This is a genomic window from Agrobacterium tumefaciens, assembly GCF_017726655.1.
Taxonomy (GTDB): Bacteria; Pseudomonadota; Alphaproteobacteria; order Rhizobiales; family Rhizobiaceae; genus Agrobacterium; species Agrobacterium tumefaciens_B.
In genome coordinates this window covers 1219087-1236231 of sequence record NZ_CP072308.1, presented here as the reverse complement: position 1 = coordinate 1236231, position 17145 = coordinate 1219087, and the positions used below count along the sequence as shown (strand labels likewise).

Sequence of the window (17145 nt, the reverse complement as noted above, 5' to 3'; positions counted from 1 at the left end):
ACCGTGCACTGTCACAAGCCTGTCATCCGCCGGGTTTATCGCGGCGCATCATGACTGAAAAAAGCACGCCTCTCTTCTCCTTCGGCATCGTCGCCGATCCCCAATATGCCGATGTCGATCCGCGTCCCGACATGGGCCGCTATTATCGCGAAAGCCCTGCAAAACTTGCCGCCGCCATCGATGTCTTCAACGCCGAGGACCTCGCCTTCGTGGTGACGCTCGGCGATATCATCGATCGCGACTTTGCGAGTTTTGATGTCATTCTCAGCGCCTATGACAGGCTTCGGCACCCGTCGGTGATGCTACCCGGCAACCACGATTTTTCGGTCGCGCCCGATCATCTCGGCGCTATCCATGCCCGCCTTGGCATGTCTGCCCCCTGGCATGATTTCGCCATTGGTAATGTCCGCTTCGTGGTTCTCGATGGTAATGAGGTCAGCCTTTTTGCGCCCCCGCCAGGTGATGTACGCCGTGTGCTTGCCGAAGAACGGCTGAAGCGCCTCAGGGACGCAGGCGCAATCAATGCGCAGGAATGGAATGCATCGCTGGGTGAGGCGCAGTTCGATTGGCTTCGGTCGGTTCTGCAAAAGGCGGATGCTACAGGCGAAAAAGTCGTCCTTTTCTGCCACTACCCGGTTTTTCCGGAAAACGCCCACAATATGTGGGATGCGCAACGCATTCTCGAGCTTCTCGGTGCGCACCCGTCGGCCGTCGCATGGTTCAACGGCCATAATCACGAGGGCAATTACGGCGTGCTCGGCAAGACCCATTTCGTCAATTTCAAGGGCATGGTCGATACACCCGACCGCAATACCTTTGCCATCGCCGATGTGTTTGCCGACCGGATCGCGATTCGGGGATTTGGCCGTGAGGAAGACCGCGTTTTGGCGCTCTGATCGGGGCATCGGCTGCTTCCGTCGCCGGCTTCAGTGACATTTATCGGCCGCGCCGCCTGCTTTCAGGCGGTTATTCCCATTCAGTCTGCTGTCAGCGTCCGGCCATAGAGCCGGCGTGATGTGCGTCGTCATCCTGCCTAGACTTCTGTTTTCTTGGAAGAATTCACCGCAATGTGACTTCTTTTCGCCATGGGGACAGGGCATCCTCCCGCCGTTGCGTTCAAAGCCCGGCATTCGCCGGCATCAAGGAGAGAGTGTATGAAACTGAAAACCATCACGGCGGCCATGCTGTTCGGCTGTCTTTGCGCCGGAGCGGTCTACGCTGCCGGCGAAGTCGAAAAGCGCGAAGGCATGATGAAGCAGATCGGTGGCGCCATGGGTTCGCTTGCCGCGATCTCCAAGGGCGAGAAGCCCTTTGATGCGGACACCGTCAAGACTGCCGTGACAACCATCAGCACCAATGCCAAGGCTTTCCCTGACCAGTTTCCCGCCGGCACCGAGACCGGCAGCGCGGCAGCGCCTGCCATCTGGGAAAATTTCGATGATTTCAAGGCCAAGGCCGTCAAGCTCGGGACGGACGCCGATGCGGTTCTCGCCAATATGCCCACCGACCAGGCCGGCGTTGCCACGGCCATGAAGACGCTCGGCGCCGATTGCGGCACCTGCCACCAGACCTACCGTCTGAAGAAATAAGCGACGTATCTGGAAACGCCGCTCACAGGCGGCGTTTTCCGGCAGGCAAGGCACCTGGCCAGGTCAGGTGAGATTGGGGAGAGGGGCATGTCCTCCATCTGGACGAAACTCGTCGGTGGTGCCGTGATTGCGGCGATTGCGGGCTACGGCATATTTACCTGGGTTACAGCGCCTGAACGGCAGGCGCCAAGCCATTGGGTCAGCCTGGGCGACCCCGATCTCGCCAACGGCGAAACCCTGTTCTGGGCCGGCGGCTGCGCCAGCTGTCACGCCGCACCCGATGCGAAGGGAGAGGCGCAACTGACGCTTTCGGGCGGACAAGCGCTGCCAAGTCCCTTCGGAACCTTCCATGTTCCAAATATCTCCTCCGATCCGCAGCACGGCATCGGCGCCTGGACGCTGGCGGAGTTCGGCGATGCCATGACGCGCGGCGTCGGCAAGAATGGCGAGCATCTCTATCCGTCCTTCCCCTACGCGTCCTATGCTCGCATGACGCAGAAGGACATCAACGATCTCTTCGGATACCTGAAAACCCTGCCGGCCAGCCAGAACGATGCGCCGGATCACGAGTTGCCGTTCCCCTTCAACATGCGCATGGTGCTGGGCGGCTGGAAGTTCCTTTATTTCGACCCCGCCGCCCCGCCGCGCGTCGAGCTTGCCAACGCCAATGCCGAGCTGCTGCGTGGCCAATATCTGGTGGAAGGACCCGGCCATTGCGGCGAATGCCACACGCCACGCAATGCGCTTGGCGGCTTCCTGGCGGACAAATGGCTGGCGGGCGGACCCAATCCCGAAGGCGAGGGCCGCATTCCAGACATTACCCCCGGTTCACAGAGCATCGGCAGTTGGACAAAGGCCGATATTGCCGGCTATCTCGAAACCGGCTTCACCCCGGAATTCGACAGCGTCGGCGGCTCCATGGTCAAGGTCCAGCAGAACATGGCGCATCTGACCGCCGAAGATCGCGACGCGATTGCCGCCTATCTGAAGGCGATCCCGGCGCGGTAATCCTCAGCCGTCATGCCGGGCCAGATCCGGCATCCAGCCACGGCGCGTCTGCGCCGTGAGAAGAGTCTCTTGCGATCAAGGACTTGATCGCGCTGCCCCCCGGATCTAGTCTGGGGTGACAGAGGTGGAGGCGACGGCGTGCAGTTCGAAATCAGGCCCACCATTGACTCCCGACCCTGCCCATCGGATAACAATCCTGTGATGGTTCCTTCCGGGCGTTCCGGAAGGTGAAAAGGGAACACGATAGGGAGACATCCTCATTCGTGGCTGCCCCCGCAACTGTGAGCGGAGAGCCTGAAACGAAATGCCACTGGCAAGCCATCTCGCCCCATTCAGGGCGAGAGCGATGCCGGGAAGGCGTTTCAGGTTTTGACCCGTAAGCCAGGAGACCTGCCATCACGGAAATGTCCATGCCGGCGGGGTGTCCGGAAGAGCGGAATTTCAGGGTGGCGGGATCAATGCCGCCCTGTGTCAGTCTCGTATCCCCGTGGTGAAGTGTATCGCATGCGGTTTTGCGGCTTCTGCCGCCCGGCCGCGTCCAAAGGCGCGGGGTCGCGCCGGAGAGGGGTCACCATGTCCATCAATCAGAATACGGCCAATGCCGCCGCGTCTGCAAAAACAGCGAGCTTCGCGCAATCGCTGACGGCGGTCGTGCTTGGCCTGTTCGTCGTCGGTTTTGTCGGCTTTTCCCATGTGGAAGCCGTCCACAATGCCGCGCACGACACGCGCCATGCCAACGCCTTCCCCTGCCACTGAGGGGGAGCGGCATGTCTTTCTTCCGTAACATCGTCTTTACCGCCGTGCTCGTCGGCATTGTCGGCGGTCTCGCTGTCTCCGCCATGCAGGCTGTCGGCACGACGCCGCTCATCCTTCAGGCGGAAACCTTTGAAAGCGCTGGCGAAGCGCCGCACAGCCATGATGCGCCTGCACCGGGCGCTGCGGCTCCCGCCCATGAGCACAATGACGAGGCATGGGCTCCGGCCGATGGTTTCGAGCGTACCGCCTACACCGTCGCGGCCAATGTGCTGACCGCCATCGGTTACGCGCTGGTGCTGACTGGCCTCATGTCGCTGCGTGGTACCAATGCCGGTTGGCGCGAAGGCCTTCTCTGGGGCGTTGCCGGCTTTGCCGCCGTCATGCTTGCTCCTATGATCGGCCTGCCGCCGGAATTGCCGGGCAGCCCGGCCGCAGCCCTTGAATCACGGCAGGTCTGGTGGCTTTCAACCGTTGCCGCAACCGCGGGCGGCATTGCGCTCATCGCATTCCGTCGCGAGCCCTGGGCGATTGTTCTGGCGCTGGTGATGATCGTCGCGCCGCATGTGGTGGGTGCGCCGCTGCCGCCTGAAGGCGAGCATGCCCTGGCGCCGCTGCCGCTCGAGCGTCAGTTCATCGTTGCCGCCACCGTCACCAGCTTCGTCTTCTGGGCGCTTCTCGGCACGTTGAGCGCGTTGTTCCTGAAGCGCTTCCAGCAGGCTTGAAACCATGCAGGACGCAGCGGAATGGAGTGAGGAACTCGATGCGCTGCGTTTTGCCGTTCCCGGTCACGGCGCTTTCTGCGCCGTTCACCGTCTCGCCTTCAAGGCGGTGTTGGGGCCGAGCCCCGATCGTTATGCGGCGCTTGCCTATTTTCAAAACCACGAAGCTGCATTTGCCGCTGCGGCAATCTTCAAGATCAAACGCTCGAACCTGCCCGCCGGCCGCAGCCTGCATTTGAACAGCCGCGATATTCGCCGCGCGATTGCCGGCGAGGGACCGGAGTTTGCGGCGCGTGTGTGCCGGGTGCTTGATCGAGAATAGCGCAGGATGATTTGCGAGAGACATCTTCTTCTCGACCGTCATGCCGGACTTGATCCGGCATCCAGCCGACGCGCGTCTGCGCGGCGGGAGAAGTCTTTTCAGCCCAAGGACTTGGGCTGGTTGGATACCGGCTCAGGGCCGGTATGACGGAGGGAGGGCGGAACAACGCTCCGCGCCTCACCCATGCTCCGCCGCAAAAACCTGAAGCTCCGCCTCGGCTTCCGGACCAAAGAGTCTGAGGCTTTTCAGAATTTCCACGGCGAAACTCACCGGTGCGCTGCCGGGTGCCGTGATGATGCCGCCGTCACTGACCGCTTTCGGCTGATCGCGATACAGCGCTTCACCACGATACGTCGGATAGGCCTTGTGCGATGCCAGCGCATTGCCGGTATGGGCGACATCATCAAGAACGCCCGTGCCGCCGAGCGCACTTGCCGCCGCGCAGATGCCGGCGACCAGCCGGTGCCTGTCGCGAAACCGGTATACCAGCCCGCCAAGATCGGCAGCCGTGCCCTTTTCCCAGCTGAGACCGCCGGGGATGACGAGCGCATCGATGTCAACGGGGTCGAGCGCATCATAGGATGTATCCGGCGTTACCTTCAGCCCGCCCATGGACGTTACCGGCCGGCCATCGGGCGTGGCATAAACGATCTCGACGCCGAGATAGCTGCGCGCCGCCGCCGCAAGCAGCGCCGGCTCCCAGTCCGCAAAATCCTCAGCCAATGCAATGGCGATCCGTGTCATGGCCGTCTCCGTGGGTCAATCAGGCGATGGACTGCATGTAGCGCATGCCGGTGACCGGACGCGGCGCGAAATCCATGTTTTCGTAGAAACGATGTGCCGCTACATTGCCTGTTGTGGCGCTGACGGAAAGATAGTCGCAGCCGAGCCGCTTGGCGATATCCCGCGCGCGGGAAACCAGATGCTGGCCGGTGCCATGGCCGCGATGGCCATCACGGACGAAGAGGTGATGCAGCTCCAGCCCGCGCCGGCCTTCTTGCGCCCGGTAGAGCGGCAGAAGCAGGGCGTAACCGATCAGCGCGCCATCGGCTTCGGCCACGAGGCCATGTACCCACGGCAGCGGGCCGAACATGTCGCGTTCCAGTTTCGCCGGCGTGATCGCCGCCGCATCGCCGTGGTAGGAGGCAAGCAGCGTGATCATCTCGTTGAGCTCGGGCAGATCGGTCTTGCGCGCACCGCGAATGATGACGACGGGCGGTCTTTCCAGTGTCAGGGAGCTATCTTCGGTCATTTCTCGGTCCTTTGGTCTTATCTGTGCCGTCAGGACGCTTGAAAAACAACAAAGCCGCCTGACGGCGGCTTGTTGACAATATGATCTGTCGAGCCGCCCTTAAAGGAAGGCCCAAAAATACGAGCAGGAGATGGGTGCGCGTTCGTTGATCATGAGACATCAAATGCGCCCGAATCCGTAAACTGTCAAGCCCGGTTTTTCACTCAGTGCTCGCCCTCGCACATGTCGTGGTTGGACAGCGCCCGGATGACGTAGCAATCCTCGATCGAATGGCCGTGGCAATGGGAGACGATGCGTTCCAGTTCGTGTTCCAGCTTCTTCAGGCTGGCGATCTTCTCGCGCACATCGGCAAGATGTTCGGCGGCGATGCGATCCGCGCCGTCGCAGGGCATCTGCCGGTGCTGGCTGAGCGCGATGAGTTCTCGAATAGCATCGATGTTGAGGCCGAGATCGCGCGCGTGGCGGATGAAGGTCAACCTCTCGAGGTCGGATTTCTCGTAGCGGCGCTGGTTGCCCTCCGACCGATCCGCCTCGCGGATGAGGCCCATCTGCTCGTAATAGCGGATCGTCGGAACCTTGACGCCGGTACGTTTCGACAATTCACCGATGGACAGCATGATCTTCTCCAAATCTCCAGTCTCTAGAGATATGGCTTTTCCGCCGCCGGTTCAATGGCCTCAAGCGGCTCCTTCGACGCCGAGAGCATGGGCGAGCGCCTTCAGGATCTGCGATTCGAGGCTTGCCATATCCGGCTGGGCGGAAGCGGTCACATCAGCATTGGCGCCAGTTGCGGCGGCAGCGCCGCTGTCCATGTTCCAGAGAGCGGCAGCGAGGCTCGCTGAGGCGCCGGCCAGCGGAGCGACAGCGGTGGCGACATTGCCTGCCACCGAAATGGCGCGATGGGCCGCCCGCGTCAGCTCCTGCAAAGCCTCGGTGGTGGACTGGCTCTCCCGGTTGTGCGCAGGCGCGATGCCGCGGACGGGGGAGGCGAAATTGATGCTGCTGGTTGCTGCGATAGTCGTCATGACTGTGAGTCCCCTAGTTCTGATGGGGCATTTTTAAGCGTCGAAACATTCGCGAAGATTGCGTCCTGCGCGTCTTGTGCAAAAAATGATGCCAATATACTATACCCCCCTATAGTATATGAGGTCACCATGTCCCATACCATCCGCAACAAGGACAAGCTGCTTGCCCGCATCCGCCGCCTGAAGGGGCAGATGGAAGCGGTGGAGCGTGCGCTTGATGACGCCAAGCCCTGTGGCGAGGTGCTGCAATTGCTCGCTTCGGTGCGCGGCGCTCTCTCCGGTCTGACAGGGGAGGTGATGCAGGAGCACCTGCATGAGCATGTGGTGCATGCCGAGACCGAAGACGAACGGGCGCGGGCGGCAGAAGAGCTGGCCCAGGTGCTGAAGACCTACATCCGGTAAATCGGCCGACAGCAGATCGAACCGAACATTTAATCGACATCATAGATCCGGGAAAAAGCGACATGACGACGACGACATCCGAACACCGTGCGGCAACTGGCCACGACCATGTCTTCCTCGGCCAGAACCACGAGCGCAATGAAAAGCGCGTGTGGATGGTCATCGCGCTCACTACCGCGATGATGGTAGCCGAAATCGTCGCCGGCCACTGGTACGGTTCCATGGCGCTGACGGCCGATGGCTGGCACATGTCGACCCATGCCGGCGCGATGCTGATTTCGGCGCTCGCTTATCTTTATGCCCGGCGCGAAGCGCGTAACCCGCGCTTCACCTTCGGCACCGGCAAGTTCGGCGATCTCGCCGGCTTTGCCAGCGCCATCGTACTGGCGGTCGTGGCGTTGCTGATTGCGGTGGAGAGCGGGATGCGCCTCGTCAATCCGATCGAGATCGATTTCAACCAGGCCATTCTCGTCGCCGCCATCGGCCTTGCCGTCAATCTTTTGAGCGCCGTGCTTTTGAAGGATGATCACCACCACGATCATGGCCATGGTCACGGCCATTCACACGGCTCGCATGCCCATCACGGGCACGGCAGCCACGCCCATCACGATCACGGTTCCCATGCCGGTTCCCATGCCGGCCACGGCGCAAAGGGCGGTCGGGACAACAATCTGCGCGCCGCCTATCTGCATGTGCTGGCGGACGCGCTGACCTCGGTCCTCGCCATCGTCGCGCTGCTTCTTGGCAAGTGGAACGGCTGGTCGTTCCTTGATCCTTTGATGGGTATCGTTGGCGGCCTGGTGATTGCCCGCTGGTCCTGGGGCCTGATCCGCTCGACGGCGACGACGCTGCTCGACGCGCTGCCGGATGCCGAGGATCTGCCGCAGGAAATCCGTGAAACTGTGGAAACGGAAGAAGATCGCATTACGGACCTGCATGTCTGGCAGGTGGGGCCGGGACATCACGCCGCTATCGTGGCGATCCATTCGCAGGCGCCGAAAGCACCGGCGTTTTATAAGCAGAAACTTGCCGCCATACATGAACTGTCGCATGTGACGGTGGAAGTGAGCCCGGCAAGGGCCTGATCAGACTCGCTTATTCGGTATATTCCGAGTAAGCGCTACGCACCCATTCGACCTGCGCTTTCGCCTTGTCTTCGGGAGAAGCGGTGGCCGTTTCCTGGAGGGCGGGCGCATTGCCGCTGCCGACCGCCCAGAGCACATTGGCCAGCGACTGCGAGAGAATGGTGCTGGAAACCGTAGGGTTGCCAGGACTGCGATTTACGGCCTGCTCCTCCGGCGCATTCTGCGCGCCGCCGGCTTTTTCGATGTCACGAATGCGACCTTTGTAGTTGTATCCGCCAATACTGCTTTCGATCTGCATGTCAGTGATTCCGCGTTCAAAAGTTAACGAATAGTTAACGGCGCGGACTTGCGTGAGCCTTGCGTCTGCTGCGCTGCAGCGACAGGGAAGGGTTGACAGGCGGCGAAGTGGCGCTTCGTTTTTGCCTAATGAAGACGGGCAAGGAAGAGGTTGCCAGCTTTGTCCCTCGCGGCATTGCAGCCCGGTTTAAATTTCTGGCGCCATAAACACCTCGCTCCCGTCATTCCGGCCTTGAACCGGAATCCAGCCGGCGCGCCCCTGCGCGGCAAGAGAGTCCTTTCAGTTCAAGGACTTGGCCTGGCTGGATAACGGCTCAAGGCCGGTATGACGGAAAGAGGAAATCTCGCGGACGCGCCAATCCGTCTGGTGTCGGATTATGCCGTTTCCTTCTCCATCGGCACAACCGTTTCCTGGAGCTTCTCCGGTTCCTCCGCCGCTTCCGCCTTCACCTCCACCTCCTGCGGCGCCGGCGTCACCATCGCAGCCACCAGCGTGTCGAGCCCGATGCTGCCGACCGGTTTGCCGTCCTCGTCCACCACATGAGCCTGCGTCTCGTTGGCTTCAGAGAGATCGCGGGCGATGGTTTCGAGCGTCGCGGTCTCGGGAACCGGCATGCCCTCTGGCTTGCTCTCCAGCGGCTCCATGACCGTGTTTGCCTGCAGCACGCGGCCGCGATTGACGTCGCGCACGAAGTCGGTGACGTAACCATCGGCCGGTGAAAGGATGATGCTCTGGCCGTCGCCCTGCTGCACCACTTCGCCGTCTTTCAGGATGGCAATGTGGTCGCCGAGCCTGAGGGCCTCATCCAGATCATGGGTGATGAACACGACGGTCTTCTTCAACTCCTGTTGCAGATCGAGCAGCATCGTCTGCATATCCACGCGGATCAGCGGGTCGAGAGCCGAATAGGCCTCGTCCATCAGCAGAATATCGGCGTCATTGGCCAGCGCCCGCGCAAGGCCCACACGCTGCTGCATGCCGCCGGAAAGCTGGTTCGGATAATAGTCCTCGTAACCGGCAAGGCCGACACGCTCCAGCCAGTAGCGGCCTTTTTCCTCGCTCTTGCTGCGCGGCACGCCCTGGATATCGAGGCCGTAGACGCTGTTTTCGAGCACGGTGCGATGTGGCAGAAGGCCGAATTTCTGGAACACCATAGCCGTCTTGTGGCGGCGGAATTGCCTGAGCGCCGAAGCACTCATGCCGCAAATGTCCTCGCCGTCATAGAGAACCTCGCCGGCTGTCGGGTCGATCAGCCGGTTGATGTGGCGGATCAGCGTCGATTTGCCGGAGCCTGACAGCCCCATGACGACGGTGATCTTGCCGCCCGGCATGGTGATGTTGATGTTGTTGAGGCCAAGCACGTGATTGTGCCTGTCGTTCAGCTCCACCTTGTCCATGCCTTTACGCACCGCTTCGAGATATTTCTCGGGATGCTTGCCGAAGATCTTGTAAAGATTCCTGATTTCGATGCTTTTAGCCATGGGAGACCTCGCGGTATTTCTGCAGGCGCTTGCCGAAAGCCTGGCTCGCCCGGTCGAACATGATGGCGATGGCGACCAGAGCGAAACCGTTCAGGAAGCCCACCGTGAAGAACTGGTTGTTGATGGCCTGCAGCACATTCTTGCCGAGACCGCCGACGCCGACCATGGAGGCGACGACGACCATGGCGAGCGCCATCATGATGGTCTGGTTGATGCCGGTCATGATGGTCGGCAGTGCCAGCGGCAGCTGTACGTTGAACAGCTTCTGACCGTTGGAGGAGCCGAAGGCGTCTGCCGCCTCAAGCACTTCGCGATCAACGAGGCGGATGCCGAGGCTGGTGAGGCGGATGACCGGCGGAATGGCATAGATCACCACTGCGATCAGGCCCGGAACCTTGCCGATGCCGAAAATCACCACCACGGGGATGAGATAAACGAAGCTGGGCAGGGTCTGCATCACGTCGAGCACGGGATTGATGAGACGTTGCAGGCGTTCCGAACGACCCATCAGGATGCCGAGCGGCAGGCCGATGACGATGGCGATCAGGGTGGCGATGGCCACGATGGAGAGCGTCGTCATGGCATCGCGCCAGAGGCCGACGGCGCCGATCATCAGCAGGGAAAGGGCGGTTCCGGCCGTGATCTTGAAGCTGCGCCCGGCCAGATGCACGATGGCGAGAATGACCAGCATGGTGATGATCCACGGGGTCTGGATGAACAGCCGCTCCGAGGAATTGAGGAAGAGCTGCAGCGGATGCACGACGACATCGATCGCATCGCCGTAATTGCGCACGATATCGCGAAAGCCGTCATCGATGGTCTTGCGCGCCACGCGCATGGTGGTGTTGTCGATCGCCGGGAACTTGCAGAGCAGGTCCGGCAGGTAGGTGCAGAGGGCCATTATTGTTGTTTTCCCTTTGGGTTTTGGGGGAGGTGCCGTGGGCGACGGAGGCTTGGCATGCGCCCTCTGTCCTGCCGGACATCTCCCCCACAAGGGGGAGATCGACCAGCGGTGAGAGATACGCCCATCACGCACGTCGCGGATTTGTGAGGAGGGTGCGCCCAGCCGATCTCCCTCTTTGTGGGGGAGATGCCCGGCAGGGCAGAGGGGGGGTAAGCGGCTTGCGCCGACTCCCCCATCAATCCATCACATCGAAGCCTTGATCTTCTCCGCTACCTCGGGCGAAACCCACTTCGTCCAGATGTCCTCGTTGTTCTCGAGGAAATACTCGGCCCCATCTTCGTTGGTGCCCTGGTTCTCATCCATCCACGCCAGAACCTTGGCGACGGTGTCGTTGTCCCACTGCCGCTTGCGGATGTAGTCGATGGAAGGGCCCGCCTTTTCGGCGAAGTCCTTGGTCACGACGGTGAAGACCTCCGCCACCGGATAGGCATTCGGCTTCGGGTCAGCGCAATCGGGCTTGGCGATGCAGTTGTCGTAGGCCTCGCGGTCCAGCGCCACGCCGTCGTCCAGCTTCACCATATCGTATTTGCCGAGAATGGCCGTTGGAGCCCAATAATAGCCGAGCCAACCCTGCTTCTTTTCATAGGCATTGGAAATCGAGCCATCCAGACCGGCTGCGGAACCGGTATCAACAAGCGCAAAGCCCTTTTCATCGGCCTTGCGGGCCTTGAACAGGTTGGCGGTTGTCGGCTGGCAGCCCCAGCCCGGCGGGCAGCCGAACACGGCGCCCTTGCTGGCGTCTTCAGGGGCAGGGAACAGATCGGGATGCTTCAGCGCGTCTTCCACCGTCTTGATGTCAGGATGGTCGTCGGCGAGATATTTCGGGATCCACCAGCCTTCAACGCCGCCATCGCTCAGGATTTTGACTTCCTGAATGAGGTTGCCGCTTTTCACCGCTTCCTCATAGGGAGCGCCCAGCGTGTTTACCCACATTTCGGGCGCCATGTCCGGCTGGCCCTTTTCGTTCATGGAGGTGAAAGTGGGGGTGGTGTCGCCGCTGACGACGTTGACCGTGCAGTCATAGCCGTTTTCCATGATGAACTTGTCGACGTAAGCCGCGACACCGGCGGATGCCCAGTTCATTTCGGCGATGGAGATGTTGCCACAGGTCTCTGCGGCGTTGGCGGAAGATGCTGCACCGGCAGCGATGGTAAAGCCCGTTACGAGAATGGTCGAGGCCAGGAGTTTCTTCATGAGGAGACCTCCAAGTCTGATGCAGTGTTTTCAATTGGCAAAGCGGGAGCACTGCAAAGCCCGGATTGCCAAGGGCGAACTGACATGGCGCGTGGAAATGCCGAAAAATCCGGCGAGAGACTATCCGCAGAACAAGCCGCGAACTTGCCGCAGAAACAGCGGCGGGAAGGCGCATGAATATGTCAACGGCGTGCATAATACGGCGAAAAAGTGATATTGCAACGCGATATGACGCAAGGCAGCCATGCAGGTAATTTACGGAACGATTTTCCGGATTCAATAATACATGCGGTATATTTTATTATTCAACAAAAAATCGCAATTTTTCATCGAAACACAATAAAAATTCATCCGATAGGTGGGTTTTATTTAAATAAGAAATTGTTGGGTAATTTTGTGGAAAAAATAATCTGAAATCGTTTTTCGGAGGGTATTTTTGTGCCAAACGAGGCGGGCGGCAACGCGTGCCGCCCGGAGTGGAGGTCACACGGCGTCCTTGCCGGCCACCTTCAGCGCGAAGGCGTATTCGAAGGCTATTTCCTCCAGGCGCTGGAAACGCCCCGACTTGCCGCCATGGCCCGCTGCCATGTTGGTTTTCAGCAGGATCGGCGCTTCACCCGTCGTTTTTTCGCGCAGCTTCGCCACCCATTTCGTTGGTTCCCAATAGGTCACGCGCGGATCGGTGAGGCCGGAAAGCGCCAGAATCGGAGGGTAAGGCTTGGCGGCGACATTGTCATAGGGGCTGTAGGCGGCGATCCAGCCATATTCTTCCGCCGATTCCAGCGGATTGCCCCATTCCGGCCATTCCGGCGGCGTCAGCGGCAGCGTGTCGTCCAGCATGGTCGTCAGCACGTCCACGAAGGGAACGGCGGCGATAATGCCGGCGAATTTCTCCGGCGCCATATTGGCGACAGCGCCCATCAGCATGCCGCCGGCAGAACCACCCTCGGCGATGATGCGCTCGTAAGACGTGAAGCCTTCCTGAACGAGATGATCGGCAGCAGCAATGAAGTCTTTGAAGGTGTTCTGCTTATGCTCCATCTTGCCAGTTTCATACCATTCGAAACCCTTGTCCTTGCCGCCGCGAATATGGGCGATGGCATAGATGAAACCGCGGTCCGCCAGAGACAGCGTCGTGGTGGAGAAGGACGCGGGAATGGTGATGCCGTAAGCGCCATAGCCATAGAGCAGGCAGGGAGCGGACCCATCGAGCGGCACGTCCTTGCGGTAAAGCAGGGAGACCGGCACCAGCTCGCCGTCATGGGCAGGGGCCATGATGCGGCGGGTGATATAATCGTCGGGGTTGTGGCCGGAGGGCACTTCCTGCGTCTTCAGAAGCGTGCGCTCGCGCGTCACCATGTCGTAATCGAACAGCTGGCTTGGCGTCGTCATCGAGGAATAGGAGAAACGGATGACGTCAGTGTCATATTCCGCCGCGCCATGCAGGCCGAGCGAATAGGCCTCCTCGGCAAAGGCGATGGAATGTTCCTCGCCCGTGCGGCGGTCACGGATGACGATGCGCGGCAGGCCGTCACGGCGCTCCAGCCAGATCAGATGGCGGGCATAGGCATCGACGGAGAGGATCAGCCGGCCCGGCTCATGCGGCACGACCTCTTTCCAGTTTTCCTTGCCCGGCGCGGTGACCGGGGCTTCCACAATGCGGAAATCCTTGGCATCGCCGTCATTGGTGAGGATGAAAAAGACGTCGCCGCCTTCGCACATCGAATATTCGATGCCTTCCTCACGCTCCGCTACGACAGCCGGTTCGGCGGTCAGGTCTTTCGTGGAGAGAATGCGATATTCGCTGGTCTCGTGGTCGTGAATGTCGATGAAGATGAAGTCGTCGAGAACGGACGCACCGACGCCCATGAAGAAACCGGGATCCTTTTCCTCATAGACCAGCCGGTCGGCCGATTGCGGCTCACCGATAATATGGTGGAAGACCTTGGAAGGCCGGTGGTTCTCGTCCTGCAGCGTATAGAAGAAGCTCTTGCCATCGGGCGCCCACGCGCCGCCGCCGCCGGTGTTTTCGACGATATCGGCAAGGTCCTCGCCGCTTTCGAGGTTGCGGATGCGCAGGGTGAAATATTCGGAGCCCTTGTCGTCGTAACCCCAGATGCCATGACTGTGATCGGAAGACTGGTCGAGACCGGACAGACGGAAATAATCCTTGCCCTCGGCCTCCTTGTCGCCATTCAGCAGTACATGTTTTTCGCCGCCGCCGCGCGGGGTGCGGAAATAATGCGGCTGTTCGCCGCCGGTCACGAAAAGCGTGCCATAGGCATAGGGTCCGTCATTGACGGGCACGGAGGAATCATCCTGCTTGATGCGGCCCTTCATCTCCTCGAACAGCTTTTCCTGAAGTGCCTTGGTGTCGCCCATCGCCGCTTCCATATAGGCGTTTTCCGCCTCCAGATGGGCGCGGATGGCGGGGTCGAGAATGGAGGTGTCCTTGAACATGGCCTGCCAGTTATCGGCCCGGAACCAGGCGTAATCGTCGGCGCGGGTGATGCCGTGATGCGTATCCTGAACCGGCCGTTTTTCGGCGGTCGGGGCGGCGGGCAGGTTCTTGAAAATCGGCAAGGGAAACTCGCTTTCCTGTAAATTTCTTGAGCGGTACCAAGATGTAGAGTGCGGTGTGCGGCCGATCAAGTTTCAAAATCTCCACAGGGGAAATGAGGCGTTGGCACAATTTCGTCGGCTTTCGATCACATTTTGGCAATATCCCGCAAATCAGCGATGATGGATACAGGCCAGCCAGCCTGCCGCCCACCACAAGAACAAACGAAAAAACTGACAGGACCCCATGCGAAAGCTTCTTCCCGCTGCCCTTTCTGCCTTTTTCCTTGGCTTGCACGCCTTCAACCCCGCTTTTGCGATCGATGCCAGCGTCATGCGCCAGCTGAATGCGCTGGCCCCCGAAGAGCGTCTGGAACAGCGCTGTGATATCGAGGCGATGGAGCGTATCGCGACGGAGCAGAAGGGCATGAAACCCGACAAGGTCATCGCCTACACCTATGGCGATCCCGAAGTCGGCAAGAACTCCATCAAGGCACCGGGCGCGGCCTTCAGAAGTGCCGGGGAATGGTACAGGTTGAAATACAAGTGCCAGCTGAAAAGCGACAGCCTCTCCATTCAGTCCTTTGATTACCGTGTGGGCGACAAGATCCCCGAAGAACAGTGGAAGAAGTTGTATCTTTATGACTGATCGCGGAATTTTTCGATTTCAGGTCAGCCTTTAACCGGCGCTTCGGTTGCCGCCGCGCGGCCGCCTCTGTAACCCTGACTTCTGATCGAGGTGAGGGACGTAAACATGGTGACGCGATTTAAGGGATTGTCGGCTTTTCCGATCACGCCGGCTGACGAGGCCGGGCGGGTCGATGTCGAGGCCTTTTCTGCCCTGATCGAGCGGCTGGATGGGGCAGCGGTCGATTCCGTCGGCATTCTCGGCAGCACCGGCATCTATATGTATCTCACGCGTGAGGAGAGGCGCCGTGCCATCGAAGCGGCCGCCGCCATCCTCAAGGGCAGGCGCACACTGGTGGCCGGCGTTGGGGCGTTGCGCACTGATGAAGCCGTAGCGCTGGCAAAGGATGCGCAGGCCGCCGGCGCGGATGCGCTCTTGCTTGCGCCAGTCTCCTACACGCCGCTGACGCAGGAAGAGGCCTATCACCATTTCGCCGCTGTGGCCGGCGCGACGGCCCTGCCGCTTGTCATCTACAACAACCCGACGACCACCCGCTTCACCTTCAGCGACGAACTTCTGGTGCGGCTCGCCTATATCCCCAATATCCGCGCCATCAAGATGCCGCTGCCCGCCGATTCCGATTATGCTGGCGAGCTTGCGCGGCTGAGGCCGAAGCTGTCAGAGGATTTCGCCATCGGTTACAGCGGCGATTGGGGCTGCGCCGAGGCGACCCTCGCCGGCGGTGACGCCTGGTACAGTGTCATTGCCGGCCTGCTGCCGGTTGCGGCGCTGCAATTGATGCGGGCGGCGCAGGCTGGCGATACGGAAGAGGTCAAACGGATCGATGCGGCCTTCCAGCCGCTCTGGGGGCTGTTCAGGGAATTCGGCAGCATCCGCGTGGTCTATGCAGCCGCCAATATCCTGTCGCTGACGGTGAGCGAACCGCCCCGGCCGATCCTGCCGCTCACGAGCGCGGAGCGGCAGCGGGTGGAAGAGGCGCTGGAAGCCCTGTCGGTGCTCAAAACCGCGCCATAATTCGGGCGCTTTGCGGGCGGATTGCCACGGGAATACACTCTGCCACATTGCGGAAGATGAAAATGCTGCGTCGTCTCATTATTGCTGCCCTGTTCGCCTCTGCCGCCACGACCGCCTTTGCGGCAAACGGCCTTGTCGAGCCATCGCTGAAAATGTCGCCGCAGCATGATGGCAAGGTGCGGGTGGCGATGACGCTCGATGCCTGCATGGGCAAGACCGATCATCGCATTCTCGATACGCTGGTGCGCGAGCGCATTCCCGCGACGATCTTCGTGACCGCCCGCTGGCTGAAACACAACAGCGAGGCACTCGCGGTGCTGATGGCAAATCCCGACCTGTTCGAGATCGAAAACCACGGCGAAAACCATGTGCCGGCGGTGGATAAACCCGTGTCCATCTATGGCATCGCCGCCGCCGGCTCTGAGGCTGCGGTGGTGCAGGAAGTGGAAGGCGGCCGTCAGGCGATCGTCGCCGCCACCGGCATCCAGCCGCAATGGTTCCGGGGCGCGACGGCGAAATATACGGCGTCCTCCATGACAACCATCAACAGGCTTGGCATTCGGGTGGCGGGTTACTCCGTCAATGGCGACGGCGGCTCGCTGCTCGGTGCCGCTGCGACGGCCAAACATATCGCTGCGGCGAAGAATGGCGATGTCATCATCTCCCACATCAACCAGCCCACCCACGAGGCGGGCGAGGGCGTGGTGAAGGGCCTGTTGGCGCTCAAGGCACGCGGCGTGGTTTTCACGCGGCTGGACGACCCGTCCTTCGCGCCGCCGGGAAACTAGGGCGGGGCGTCGCGTCCGTATTGTCATCGAACGTGGCGGA

20 protein-coding genes and 1 riboswitch are annotated in these 17145 nt (G+C 60.7%); of the genes, 11 read left to right on the top strand and 9 right to left on the bottom strand.

The features are described from left to right. The first annotated feature begins 50 nt into the window (after positions 1-50). The 6 genes from AT6N2_RS06210 (at position 51) to AT6N2_RS06185 (ending at position 4394) form a co-directional block, all read left to right on the top strand. The gene (locus AT6N2_RS06210) at positions 51-896 is read left to right on the top strand and encodes a metallophosphoesterase (protein WP_209089314.1); all 846 of its coding nucleotides are present in this window, start codon (positions 51-53) and stop codon (positions 894-896) included. Positions 897-1154: 258 nt separating this feature from the next. After that, a complete protein-coding gene (locus AT6N2_RS06205; protein WP_063950875.1) occupies positions 1155-1589 on the top strand; it encodes a c-type cytochrome in 435 nt (144 codons plus the stop codon). 87 nt (positions 1590-1676) lie between these two features. Next, the gene (locus AT6N2_RS06200; protein ID WP_209089313.1) at positions 1677-2597 is read left to right on the top strand and encodes a cytochrome c; all 921 of its coding nucleotides are present in this window, start codon (positions 1677-1679) and stop codon (positions 2595-2597) included. A gap of 185 nt (positions 2598-2782) precedes the next feature. After that, a riboswitch (cobalamin riboswitch) is annotated at positions 2783-3009 on the top strand. A gap of 161 nt (positions 3010-3170) precedes the next feature. Continuing rightward, a complete protein-coding gene (locus AT6N2_RS06195) occupies positions 3171-3353 on the top strand; it encodes a CbtB domain-containing protein (RefSeq protein ID WP_209089312.1) in 183 nt (60 codons plus the stop codon). Positions 3354-3364: 11 nt separating this feature from the next. Beyond that, a complete protein-coding gene (locus tag AT6N2_RS06190) occupies positions 3365-4075 on the top strand; it encodes a CbtA family protein (protein WP_209089309.1) in 711 nt (236 codons plus the stop codon). A 4-nt stretch (positions 4076-4079) separates the two neighbouring features. Next, positions 4080-4394, top strand: a complete 315-nt coding sequence (locus AT6N2_RS06185; protein WP_209089306.1) for a hypothetical protein — start codon at positions 4080-4082, stop codon at positions 4392-4394. A 177-nt stretch (positions 4395-4571) separates the two neighbouring features. On the opposite strand, the gene AT6N2_RS06180 is transcribed toward AT6N2_RS06185, so the two are convergent. The 4 genes from AT6N2_RS06180 to AT6N2_RS06165 all read right to left on the bottom strand — a co-directional run bounded on the left by AT6N2_RS06180 (position 4572) and on the right by AT6N2_RS06165 (position 6671). Next, a complete protein-coding gene (locus tag AT6N2_RS06180) occupies positions 4572-5138 on the bottom strand; it encodes a type 1 glutamine amidotransferase family protein (RefSeq protein WP_209089303.1) in 567 nt (188 codons plus the stop codon). Positions 5139-5157: 19 nt separating this feature from the next. Further along, a complete protein-coding gene (locus AT6N2_RS06175) occupies positions 5158-5646 on the bottom strand; it encodes a GNAT family N-acetyltransferase (RefSeq protein WP_209089300.1) in 489 nt (162 codons plus the stop codon). 203 nt (positions 5647-5849) lie between these two features. Further along, positions 5850-6263: a MerR family transcriptional regulator gene (locus tag AT6N2_RS06170; protein WP_063950881.1), complete on the bottom strand. Its 414-nt coding sequence runs from the start codon at positions 6261-6263 to the stop codon at positions 5850-5852. A 60-nt stretch (positions 6264-6323) separates the two neighbouring features. Then, entirely contained in the window at positions 6324-6671 is a 348-nt protein-coding gene (locus tag AT6N2_RS06165; RefSeq protein WP_186376661.1) for a hypothetical protein, read from the bottom strand. A gap of 129 nt (positions 6672-6800) precedes the next feature. On the opposite strand from AT6N2_RS06165, the gene dmeR reads away from it, so the two are divergent. Beyond that, complete coding sequence (gene dmeR, locus AT6N2_RS06160) at positions 6801-7073, top strand: Ni(II)/Co(II)-sensing transcriptional repressor DmeR (protein WP_063950883.1); 273 nt, start codon at positions 6801-6803, stop codon at positions 7071-7073. Between the two features lie 62 nt (positions 7074-7135). Further along, a complete protein-coding gene (gene dmeF / locus AT6N2_RS06155; protein WP_209089298.1) occupies positions 7136-8158 on the top strand; it encodes a CDF family Co(II)/Ni(II) efflux transporter DmeF in 1023 nt (340 codons plus the stop codon). Between the two features lie 10 nt (positions 8159-8168). Here dmeF and AT6N2_RS06150 read toward each other — a convergent pair whose 3' ends face one another. From AT6N2_RS06150 to AT6N2_RS06130, 5 genes are all read right to left on the bottom strand, one after another. After that, on the bottom strand, positions 8169-8456 hold the full coding sequence (locus AT6N2_RS06150; protein ID WP_209089296.1) for a hypothetical protein: 288 nt from the start codon (positions 8454-8456) through the stop codon (positions 8169-8171). 374 nt (positions 8457-8830) lie between these two features. Further along, complete coding sequence (locus AT6N2_RS06145; protein WP_209089294.1) at positions 8831-9937, bottom strand: quaternary amine ABC transporter ATP-binding protein; 1107 nt, start codon at positions 9935-9937, stop codon at positions 8831-8833. After that, the gene (locus AT6N2_RS06140; RefSeq protein WP_209089292.1) at positions 9930-10838 is read right to left on the bottom strand and encodes an ABC transporter permease; all 909 of its coding nucleotides are present in this window, start codon (positions 10836-10838) and stop codon (positions 9930-9932) included. Before AT6N2_RS06140 ends, AT6N2_RS06145 begins: the two co-directional genes overlap by 8 nt. A gap of 246 nt (positions 10839-11084) precedes the next feature. Continuing rightward, on the bottom strand, positions 11085-12095 hold the full coding sequence (locus AT6N2_RS06135) for an ABC transporter substrate-binding protein (protein ID WP_063950888.1): 1011 nt from the start codon (positions 12093-12095) through the stop codon (positions 11085-11087). A 483-nt stretch (positions 12096-12578) separates the two neighbouring features. Further along, entirely contained in the window at positions 12579-14678 is a 2100-nt protein-coding gene (locus AT6N2_RS06130; protein WP_209089290.1) for a S9 family peptidase, read from the bottom strand. Positions 14679-14901: 223 nt separating this feature from the next. Between AT6N2_RS06130 and AT6N2_RS06125 the strand changes: the two genes are divergently transcribed. The 3 genes from AT6N2_RS06125 to AT6N2_RS06115 all read left to right on the top strand — a co-directional run bounded on the left by AT6N2_RS06125 (position 14902) and on the right by AT6N2_RS06115 (position 17105). After that, entirely contained in the window at positions 14902-15303 is a 402-nt protein-coding gene (locus tag AT6N2_RS06125; RefSeq protein ID WP_063950891.1) for a DUF930 domain-containing protein, read from the top strand. A 105-nt stretch (positions 15304-15408) separates the two neighbouring features. Continuing rightward, the gene (locus AT6N2_RS06120) at positions 15409-16317 is read left to right on the top strand and encodes a dihydrodipicolinate synthase family protein (RefSeq protein WP_209089288.1); all 909 of its coding nucleotides are present in this window, start codon (positions 15409-15411) and stop codon (positions 16315-16317) included. A 62-nt stretch (positions 16318-16379) separates the two neighbouring features. Beyond that, on the top strand, positions 16380-17105 hold the full coding sequence (locus tag AT6N2_RS06115) for a polysaccharide deacetylase family protein (protein ID WP_209089286.1): 726 nt from the start codon (positions 16380-16382) through the stop codon (positions 17103-17105). Positions 17106-17145 lie beyond the last annotated feature (40 nt).